Annotated in this window: 8 protein-coding genes; 2 read left to right on the top strand and 6 right to left on the bottom strand. The window is 59.5% G+C overall.

All coding sequences use genetic code 11. From position 1 onward, the window contains the following. Positions 1-158 precede the first annotated feature (158 nt). The 6 genes from ICY20_RS28085 to ICY20_RS28060 all read right to left on the bottom strand — a co-directional run bounded on the left by ICY20_RS28085 (position 159) and on the right by ICY20_RS28060 (position 6,207). Positions 159-1,517 carry an 8-oxoguanine deaminase gene (locus tag ICY20_RS28085; protein WP_194939230.1) on the bottom strand — a complete coding sequence of 453 codons (1,359 nt, stop codon included), beginning with the start codon at positions 1,515-1,517 and terminating at the stop codon, positions 159-161. 232 nt (positions 1,518-1,749) lie between these two features. Further along, entirely contained in the window at positions 1,750-2,436 is a 687-nt protein-coding gene (locus ICY20_RS28080; protein WP_159962886.1) for an SDR family oxidoreductase, read from the bottom strand. A 34-nt stretch (positions 2,437-2,470) separates the two neighbouring features. Continuing rightward, positions 2,471-3,052, bottom strand: coding sequence for an IMPACT family protein (locus ICY20_RS28075; protein ID WP_159962885.1), 582 nt, complete (start codon positions 3,050-3,052; stop codon positions 2,471-2,473). A gap of 12 nt (positions 3,053-3,064) precedes the next feature. Beyond that, on the bottom strand, positions 3,065-3,724 hold the full coding sequence (locus ICY20_RS28070) for a TetR/AcrR family transcriptional regulator (protein WP_159962884.1): 660 nt from the start codon (positions 3,722-3,724) through the stop codon (positions 3,065-3,067). Positions 3,725-3,811: 87 nt separating this feature from the next. Next, the gene (locus ICY20_RS28065; protein WP_159962883.1) at positions 3,812-5,206 is read right to left on the bottom strand and encodes a uracil-xanthine permease family protein; all 1,395 of its coding nucleotides are present in this window, start codon (positions 5,204-5,206) and stop codon (positions 3,812-3,814) included. Positions 5,207-5,286: 80 nt separating this feature from the next. After that, a complete protein-coding gene (locus ICY20_RS28060; protein WP_159962882.1) occupies positions 5,287-6,207 on the bottom strand; it encodes a LysR family transcriptional regulator in 921 nt (306 codons plus the stop codon). Positions 6,208-6,332: 125 nt separating this feature from the next. Here ICY20_RS28060 and ICY20_RS28055 point away from each other — a divergent pair, with 125 nt between their 5' ends. Both ICY20_RS28055 and ICY20_RS28050 read left to right on the top strand, forming a co-directional pair. Continuing rightward, entirely contained in the window at positions 6,333-7,682 is a 1,350-nt protein-coding gene (locus tag ICY20_RS28055; protein WP_027607942.1) for an aspartate aminotransferase family protein, read from the top strand. Between the two features lie 39 nt (positions 7,683-7,721). Continuing rightward, positions 7,722-9,215, top strand: coding sequence for a CoA-acylating methylmalonate-semialdehyde dehydrogenase (locus tag ICY20_RS28050; protein WP_194939229.1), 1,494 nt, complete (start codon positions 7,722-7,724; stop codon positions 9,213-9,215). Positions 9,216-9,512 lie beyond the last annotated feature (297 nt).

The raw sequence follows: 9,512 nt of genomic DNA, 5'->3' as shown, positions 1-9,512 counted from the left end.
CAGCGCTACTTATCGCGTTACAACACCGTTCGGCCGCATAGCTACAACGGCTACCGATCACCAGTCGCTCACGAGCGACTGGTGGGATAAACCGTAAATGGTGTCCAAGATTACTTGACCAGATCAAGCCCCCTCCCACATTTGGAACTGTGTTTGGCTTAGGTTCCGGCGATCAGCTGGCGCGCCGCCTGGGTGTGATCGGCGATCAAACCTTTCAGGTCCAAACCTTCGACCTGACCATCAATCACTCGCCATTTGCCTGCTACCATCACCCGATCGGCACGGTCGGCACCGCACAACAACAGCGCCGAAATCGGATCATGGCTGCCGGAAAAACGCAGTTCATCAAGTTTGAACAGCGCCAGGTCGGCCTGTTTTCCTACGGCCAGTTCACCAATATCTGTACGCCCCAGCAACTGCGCCGAGCCCTTGGTCGCCCAGCCCAGAACGCCTTCCGGGGTGATTTTTTCCGCGCCGTAACGCAGGCGCTGGATGTACAGGGCCTGGCGCGCTTCCAGGATCATGTTCGAAGCATCGTTGGACGCGGAGCCGTCCACGCCCAGCCCTATCGGTGCACCGGCTGCGAGCAGGTCCAGAGTCGGGCAAATGCCGGAGGCCAGGCGCATGTTCGAGCTGGGGCAATGGCAAATGCCTGTTCCGGCAGCGCCGAGGCGTTCGATTTCATCCGGGTTGAAGTGAATGCCATGGGCGAGCCAGGTGCGCGGGCCGAGCCAGCCGACGCTGTCGAGGTAGTCCACGGTGCGCAGGCCAAAACGTTGTAGGCAAAAGTCTTCTTCGTCGAGGGTTTCCGCCAGGTGGGTATGCAGGCGTACGTCGAGGCTGTCAGCCAATTCGGCGCTGGCGCGCATGATTTCCGGGGTGACGGAAAACGGCGAGCAGGGCGCCAGGGCGATCTGGATCTGCGCGCCGTCGCCGCGCTGGTGGTATTCGTGAATCAGACGCTGGCTGTCATCCAGGATCACTTGGCCTTGTTGCACGGTCTGCTGGGGCGGCAGACCGCCATCGGCTTCACCCAGGCTCATGGAGCCGCGAGTGAGCATGGCGCGCATGCCCAATTCGCGCACGCTTTGCACTTGCACGTCGATGGCGTTTTCCAGGCCGTCGGGGAACAGGTAATGGTGGTCGGCCGCCGTGGTACAGCCCGAGAGCAGCAGTTCGGCGAGTGCGACTTTGGTGGCCAGGGCAAGTTTTTCGGGTGTGAGGCGCGCCCACACCGGGTACAGGGTTTTCAACCAGGGAAACAGCGGCTGGTTGACCACCGGCGCCCAAGCACGGGTCAGGGTTTGATAGAAGTGGTGGTGAGTGTTGATCAGGCCCGGAAGGACCACATGCTCGCGGGCGTCGAATACTTGCGCACAGGGCTGCGCGGGTTCTTGCCCCTGGGCCAGCACTTCGGTGATCACACCGTCTTGCAGCACCAGGCCACCACGGGCGTCGAGGCCATTGGCAGTGAAAATCGCGAGGGGGTTTTTTAACCAGATACGGGTCGCAGGCATTGGCCGGCTCCTCTGAATGATGGGTTCAGGTTTGCCAGCTCAGTGTTGCCCTGTCTGCTGATCCAGGGTCGCCGGTGAGGCGAGGGGGTAGATTACGTGTAGTACCAGGCCGGGTCTAGCTCTCAGTGTGGGAGGGGGCTTGCTCCCGATGGCGGTGTGTCAGTCACCGCATGTGCTAGCTGATCCACTGCTATCGGGGGCAAGCCCCCTCCCACATTTTGATCTCTGATATTTACCAGGCGATTGTGTCGCCCTTGTAGTCCACGAAGTGATGGCCGCCCTTGCCGGTGTAGGCATTTACCTGATCCACCAGGCCGCGCACGCTGGTGTCGACATCGATGTGTGCGTTTTCGCCGCCCATGTCGGTCTTCACCCAGCCCGGGTGCAGCGACAAAACGGTGAGTTTGTGGTCGCCCAGTTGGGTGATGAAACTGTTAGTCATGGAATTGAGCGCGGCCTTGCTGGCCTTGTACAGCGCCAGGTCCGAACCGTCGGGGATGGTCACGCTGCCCAGCACCGAACTCATGAAGGCCAGCACGCCACTGTCCTTGCGGATCTGCCCGACAAAACGCTGGGCCAGGTTGATCGGTGCCACGGCGTTGGTGAAAAACAACTGGCCGACTTCCGCCAGGGTGGCATGGCCAGGTTCCTGGTTGGCGGGGCCCTTGACGCCTGCGTTGACGAAGAGCAGGTCAAAAGTGCGCTCCTTGAGGCGCTGGCTCAGGGCGATGACGGCTTGCTGATCGTCCATGTCGAGTTTCTCGACCTGTACCGGGCCAACGGCTTTCAGGGCATCGGCCTTGTTTGGGTCACGCACAGTGGCGGTCACGTCCCAGCCGTCCTGGAGCAATTGCTTGACCAGGCCAAGGCCCAGCCCACGGGAGGCGCCGATGATCAGTGCGGTTTTTGGCGTAGACATGAAAAGCTTCCTTTGGAGTCGCGGTTCAGGGAGTTCAGCGTTGTAGCAGGATACGCCCACGGCTAAGGTCGGCGAGTTGAATTTGCAGGGTGTCGATATGCGCTTCGCCCACGGCGAGCTGTAGCTCGACGCCGTTGGCTGTGAAGGATTCTTCCACTACCAACCCGCCCAGTTCGGCAACGCGCAGTTTCACCAGATTCAATTCGGCGAAGCCGCAGGCGCAACTCAGCGGCACGCGGCTGATCAGTTCGATACGCTCGGCGGTTTGCAGGCACTTGTTCGCGCCACCGCCGTAAGCCCGGGCGAGACCTCCGGTGCCAAGTTGGATGCCGCCGTACCAGCGAATCACCAACACCGCGACTTGGTCAAAACCTTGCGCCTCAATGGCGGCCAGGATCGGTCGCCCAGCCGTGCCGCCGGGCTCGCCATCATCATTGCTACGGTATTGGTCGGCCAGTTTCCAGGCCCAGCAGTTATGCGTGGCGTCCAGGTCGCTGTGCTGCTCGAAAAACGCCTGGGCGTCCTGCGGGCTACTGATTGGGGCGGCGAGGGTGATAAAGCGGCTTTTGCGTATTTCTTCACGAAATTCGCAAAGGCCGGTTAGCGTGAAAGGCATAAGTCGCTTCGTTTAGAGGGCCGGCTTGACGCCACAGCCCTTGAGAATAATGTGGATCAGGTTGTTGCCGGCGTCTTCCATGTCTTGCTTGGTCAATTTGGTGCGACCGGTGACGCGGCAGATTTGCGTGGCGAAGTCAGCGTAGTGTTGGGTGCTGCCCCACAGCAGGAAGATCAGGTGCACGGGGTCGACAGGGTCCATTTTGCCGGCGTCGATCCAGGCCTGGAACACCGCTGCCCGGCCGCTGAACCAGGCGCGATAGTCTTGGCCGAAATATTCGGTAAGGCATTCACCGCCACTGATGATCTCCATGGCGAAAATCCGCGAGGCTTGGGGGTGGCGCCGTGAAAACTCCATTTTGGTGCGGATGTAGCGGCTGAGGGCCGCCGCCGGCTCATCCTCGGCGGTCAGCGTGTTGAAGGTGCTGTCCCACAGTTCGAGGATATTGCTGAGCACTGCGATATACAGCCCCAACTTGTTGGTGAAGTAGTAATGCAAGTTGGCTTTTGGCAGCCCGGCACTGGCAGCGATGGTGTTCATGCTGGTGCCTTTGTAGCCATGGCGCGCGAATTCGTCTTCAGCAGCCTGCAGAATCGCTTGTTCGTTCTTTTGCCGAATGCGGCTGGCGGGTTTTCCGGTGGGGTTGCTGTGGGCAGGAACTTCGAGGCTCATGGAGGTTTCCGTGCTGATCGATAGAGACGACGTGTGCACAGATAACCCACCCACAAGCCCCAGACAAGTCCCGATGCAATAAAACCGTCAAAGCGGTTCGAGCGTGTCGCTTTGCGCGGTGTGATTTACGCTAACGCTGCTGGCCTTGGGCTCTGGTAATAGCAGGCACAACACAATGGCGGTCAGGCCGCCGCTGGTGATGGCTGAGTCGAACAGGTTTTGCACGAGGGTCGGCATCAAGTGCAACAGGTTCGGTTGAGCGGCGATGCCCAGGCCCACGCCAAATGAGGTGGCGATAATCAGCATGCTACGGCGGTCCAAAGGCGCTTGCGCCAGGATGCGCACGCCGGCGGCCGCTACGCTGCCGAACATCACCAGGGTGGCGCCGCCCAGTACGGGTTTGGGGATTTGCTGAAGTACCGCGCCAATCAACGGAAACAAGCCGAGGCAAAACAGCACCACGCCGATGTATAAGCCGACGTAACGGCTGGCCACGCCAGTGAGTTGGATCACCCCGTTGTTCTGCGCGAAGGTGGTGTTGGGGAACGCGCTGAAGGTCGCGGCGATCATGCAACTGACGCCATCGCCGAGTACGCCACCCTTGAGCCGGCTTATATAAGACGGACCGCTGATGGGCTGGCGGGCGATCATGCAATTGGCGGTAAGGTCGCCGACGGTTTCGATGCTGCTGATCAGGTAAATCAGCGCGATCGGTAGGAAAGCACTCCAGTCGAAGTTGAAACCGAAGCGAAACGGGATCGGCAGGCTCACCAGCGGTAAATCCGGCAGGGCTTGGGGCACGAGTTTGCCGCTGAACCAGGCGGCCAAACTGCCCAGGGCCAGGCCGATGATGATCGCCGAGAGACGCACCCACGGGGTATTGGAGCGGTTGAGCAGGATGATCGTCAGTACTACGAATACGCCCAGCGCCAGATTGGTGGGGGCGCCGAAGTCAGGGGCATTGAAACCGCCGCCGAGGTCTGTGATGCCGACCTTGATCAGGCTGATGCCGATCAGCGTAATCACAATCCCTGTGACCAACGGTGTGATCACTCGGCGCAGTTGCCCGATAAAGCGGCTCAGGACGATCTGCACCGCAGCACCGAAAAAACACACGCCGAAGATCATCGCCATGATGTCTTCCGGGCTACCGCCACGCTGCTTCACCAGGAAGCCCGCCGACAACACCGCGCCGAGAAACGCAAAGCTGGTGCCTTGTAGGCAGATCATCCCGGCGCCGATACCAAACGGCCTGCGCGCCTGGATGAACGTGCCGACGCCAGAGACCATCAGCGCCATGCTGATCAGGTAGGGCAAATGGGCGGTCAGGCCCAGGGTTGAACCGATGATCAGTGGTGGCGTGATGATGCCGACGAACGCGGCCAGCACATGTTGCAGTGCTGCGAGGAATGCTGGGGCGGGTTTCGGGCGGTCGTTGAGGCCGTAGATGAGGTCACTGGGGCTGGCGGATTCTGGTGGCATGGCGGGCAAGCTCAAGGTCTGTGTGCTTGTGCTCTTGCAAAAAGCTGTCCAACTGCTCAGCTTTTTGCTTTGGCCCTGAGTTAGCGGGTTGCGGCGAGGCTCTCCAGAAAGCTTTCCAGCACCAAATGGGGGCGACGACCTTTGCGCGTGACCGATGCGAGGCTTAAATCGTAAAAACGTGTAGCCGGTTTCAGCGCGCGTAGTCGGCCTTGTTGCACCCAGAGGCTGGCGTAGTGATCGGGAAGGTAGCCGATATAGCGCCCGGTGAGGATAAGGAACGCCATACCTTCGCGGTCCGAAGCGCTGGCGGTGCAGTTGAGTGCCTGATAATGAGCCTGGATCTCGGCGGGCAGGCGAAAGGTGGGGGCGATGGCGTCCTGGCTGTCGATGCGAGTGTCGTCCAGTTGCTTGTCGTCGGCGTAGAACAGCGGGTGGCCGACGGCGCAGTAAAGCAATGAGCGTTCGCTGTACAGCGGCTGGTATTCCAGGCCGGACAAGGCGCTGGCCTGCGGCACTACGCCGACGTGCAAGCGGCCGTCGAGCACGCCTTGTTCCACTTCGTTGGGGGCGATCATTCGGATCTGGATCTGCACGTCCGGGCCGCGCTCTTTCAGTTGAGCCAGGGCGTGGGTGATGCGCATGTGGGGCAGGGTGACGAGATTGTCGGTGAGGCCGATGATCAACTCGCCGCGCAAATGCTGGTGCAGGCCGTTGACCTCGGTGCGGAAGCTTTCCAACGCACTTAATAGCTGCAAGGCGGATTGGTAGACCTCCCGGCCTTCTTCGGTCAGGGAGAAGCCCGCACGGCCACGTTGGCAGAGCCTTAACCCAAGGCGTTGCTCAAGATCACTCATCTGCTGACTGATGGCCGAGCGGCCAATGCCGAGCACGGTTTCTGCCGCCGAAAACCCACCGCACTCCACCACGCTGCGAAAGATGCGTAACAGGCGGATATCGAAGTCGCTGACTTGGGCCAGTGGGTCGGGTCGACGGCTGCTCATAGTTTAGTGAAGGCCTGACTGAAGGTTAGAAGAGTTGAATTTCACCGACTTTATCGCCGTGGCAATTTAGCTGCAACAACGCTTTTCAATCCCGACGCTGCCTTTTGCCCTGCGAGGTTTTGCTGATGAACATGCCCGAAAACGCCCCATCGTCCCTGGCCAGCCAACTGAAGTTGGACGCGCACTGGATGCCGTACACCGCCAACCGTAACTTCCAGCGTGACCCGCGCCTGATCGTGGCCGCCGAGGGCAGTTGGCTGACGGATGACAAGGGACGCAAGGTGTATGACTCGTTGTCGGGCCTGTGGACGTGCGGCGCTGGGCACACGCGCAAGGAGATTCAGGAGGCGGTGGCCAAGCAGTTGGGCACGTTGGACTACTCGCCGGGCTTCCAATACGGTCATCCACTGTCCTTTCAACTGGCAGAAAAGATTACCGACCTGACTCCGGGCAATCTGAACCATGTGTTCTTCACCGACTCCGGCTCTGAGTGCGCCGACACTGCGGTGAAAATGGTGCGTGCGTACTGGCGCCTGAAAGGTCAGGCGACCAAGACCAAGATGATTGGCCGCGCCCGTGGGTATCACGGTGTGAACATCGCCGGCACGAGCCTGGGGGGTGTGAACGGCAACCGAAAAATGTTTGGCCAGGCGATGATGGACGTTGACCATCTGCCGCATACGTTGCTGGCGAGCAATGCGTTCTCCCGCGGCATGCCGGAGCAGGGCGGTATTGCCTTGGCCGATGAGTTGCTCAAGCTGATCGAGTTGCACGATGCGTCGAACATCGCCGCTGTGTTTGTTGAACCGATGGCAGGCTCTGCTGGCGTGCTGGTGCCGCCGCAGGGCTACCTCAAGCGCCTGCGTGAGATTTGTGATCAACACAACATCCTGTTGGTGTTTGATGAAGTGATCACCGGTTTTGGTCGCACAGGCTCGATGTTTGGTGCCGACAGCTTCGGCGTAACGCCGGACCTGATGTGCATCGCCAAGCAAGTCACCAACGGCGCGATCCCGATGGGTGCAGTGATTGCCAGCAGCGAGATTTATCAGACGTTCATGAACCAAGCGACGCCGGAGTACGCGGTGGAATTCCCGCACGGCTACACCTATTCGGCCCACCCGGTTGCATGTGCCGCTGGCCTGGCGGCATTGGACCTGCTGCAGAAGGAAAACCTGGTGCAGAGCGTAGCCGAAGTCGCGCCGCACTTTGAGAATGCGCTGCACGGTTTGAAGGGCAGCAAGAACGTGATCGACATTCGCAATTACGGCTTGGCTGGCGCGATCCAGATCGCCCCGCGTGACGGTGATGCCATCGTGCGGCCGTTCGAGGCGGGTATGGCCTTGTGGAAAGCGGGTTTCTACGTGCGCTTTGGCGGTGACACGCTCCAGTTCGGGCCAACCTTCAACAGCAAGCCGCAGGACCTGGATCGTCTGTTTGACGCTGTCGGCGAAGTGCTGAACAAGATCGACTGATTTCTCCTTCTATATAGAACAATTTTTCAGGAGCCCTGCATGAGCCTTATCCAGCATTTGATCAACGGCGAAATGGTCAACGACAGCGGTCGTAGTGCCGACGTGTACAACCCGTCCACTGGCCAGGTGATTCACCAGGTGCCGTTGGCGAGTCGCGAAACCATTCAACAGGCAATTGATGCGGCCAAGGCTGCTTTCCCGGCATGGCGTAATACGCCGCCGGCCAAGCGTGCCCAGGTGATGTTTCGTTTCAAACAATTGCTGGAGCAGAACGAAGCGCGTATCTCGCAGTTGATCAGTGAAGAACATGGCAAGACGTTGGAAGACGCTGCTGGTGAGTTGAAGCGTGGTATCGAGAACGTTGAATACGCGTGTTCGGCGCCGGAGATTCTGAAGGGCGAGTACAGCCGTAACGTAGGACCGAACATTGATGCCTGGTCGGATTTCCAACCGCTGGGTGTGGTGGCGGGCATTACGCCGTTCAACTTCCCGGCGATGGTGCCGTTGTGGATGTACCCGTTGGCAATCGTCTGCGGCAACTGTTTCATCCTGAAACCATCTGAACGTGATCCAAGTTCGACGCTGTTGATCGCCCAGTTGCTGCAGGAAGCCGGTCTGCCTAAAGGCGTGCTGAGCGTGGTGCACGGTGACAAGGGCGCGGTGGATGCGCTGATCGAAGCGCCGGAAGTAAAAGCGCTGAGCTTTGTGGGCTCGACGCCGATTGCTGAGTACATCTATTCCGAAGCGACCAAGCGCGGCAAGCGTGTACAGGCGCTGGGTGGGGCGAAGAACCATGCAGTGCTGATGCCGGATGCGGACCTGGATAATGCGGTCAGCGCGTTGATGGGCGCGGCGTACGGATCGTGCGGCGAGCGTTGCATGGCGATTTCCGTGGCCGTGTGCGTGGGTGATCAGGTGGCCGATGCGTTGATCGCCAAGTTGGTGCCGCAGGTTAAGGCGCTGAAGATCGGTGCAGGTACTTCTTGCGGCTTGGACATGGGGCCGTTGGTGACGGGGCAGGCTCGGGAAAAGGTTAGCGGCTATATAGAAGACGGCGTGACAGCGGGTGCGCAGCTGGTGGTCGACGGTCGTGGCTTGAGCATTGCCGGGCATGAAGAAGGTTTCTTTCTGGGGGGCAGCCTGTTTGATCGCGTGACGCCTGAGATGCGTATCTATAAAGAAGAGATCTTTGGGCCGGTGCTGTGCGTGGTTCGAGTGAACAGCCTGGAAGCGGCTATGCAGTTGATCAACGATCATGAGTATGGCAACGGCACTTGCATCTTTACCCGTGACGGGGAAGCGGCGCGTCTGTTCTGTGACGAGATTGAAGTGGGCATGGTGGGTGTGAACGTTCCGCTGCCGGTGCCGGTGGCGTATCACAGCTTTGGTGGCTGGAAGCGTTCGCTGTTTGGCGATTTGCATGCTTATGGGCCGGATGGAGTGCGTTTCTATACCCGTCGCAAGGCGATTACCCAGCGTTGGCCGCAACGGGCTAGCCATGAGGCGTCGCAATTCGCGTTTCCTAGCTTGTAATCTGCCGCGAAAGCCGGCCCCTTGGGGCCGGCTTTCGCGTTTTCGGGGTTTTTCTGACCTATATGACAGAAATATGAAAAAAGGCATTGACGGCGAATTATATCTGTCTATAATTCGCCCCACTTCCGGCGCAGTCGAAACGGAAAACTCCTTGGTAAACAATGAGTTAAGCAGTTTTCGGCAGCAGGTTGCTTCAGTTCATCGAAGCGGTCAGGAAGTTGAAAAAGAGGTGTTGACAGCAGCGTGTAACGCTGTAGAATTCGCCTCCCGCTGATGAGAGATCTGAAGCGCAAGTGG

Origin of the sequence: Pseudomonas pisciculturae (genome assembly GCF_015461805.1) — a bacterium.
Classification (GTDB): domain Bacteria; phylum Pseudomonadota; class Gammaproteobacteria; order Pseudomonadales; family Pseudomonadaceae; genus Aquipseudomonas; species Aquipseudomonas pisciculturae.
The sequence above is the reverse complement of the archived record's forward strand: the minus strand, read 5'-3'. Positions and strand labels throughout refer to the sequence as shown.

What these genes read in the sequence shown, in the direction of transcription:
- ICY20_RS28055 (WP_027607942.1), top strand. Translation starts at nt 6,333, where the DNA reads ATGAACATGCCCGAAAACGCCCCATCGTCCCTGGCCAGCCAACTGAAG.
- ICY20_RS28075 (WP_159962885.1), bottom strand. Translation starts at nt 3,052, where the DNA reads ATGCCTTTCACGCTAACCGGCCTTTGCGAATTTCGTGAAGAAATACGC.
- ICY20_RS28050 (WP_194939229.1), top strand. Translation starts at nt 7,722, where the DNA reads ATGAGCCTTATCCAGCATTTGATCAACGGCGAAATGGTCAACGACAGC.
- ICY20_RS28070 (WP_159962884.1), bottom strand. Translation starts at nt 3,724, where the DNA reads ATGAGCCTCGAAGTTCCTGCCCACAGCAACCCCACCGGAAAACCCGCC.
- ICY20_RS28065 (WP_159962883.1), bottom strand. Translation starts at nt 5,206, where the DNA reads ATGCCACCAGAATCCGCCAGCCCCAGTGACCTCATCTACGGCCTCAAC.
- ICY20_RS28085 (WP_194939230.1), bottom strand. Translation starts at nt 1,517, where the DNA reads ATGCCTGCGACCCGTATCTGGTTAAAAAACCCCCTCGCGATTTTCACT.
- ICY20_RS28060 (WP_159962882.1), bottom strand. Translation starts at nt 6,207, where the DNA reads ATGAGCAGCCGTCGACCCGACCCACTGGCCCAAGTCAGCGACTTCGAT.
- ICY20_RS28080 (WP_159962886.1), bottom strand. Translation starts at nt 2,436, where the DNA reads ATGTCTACGCCAAAAACCGCACTGATCATCGGCGCCTCCCGTGGGCTG.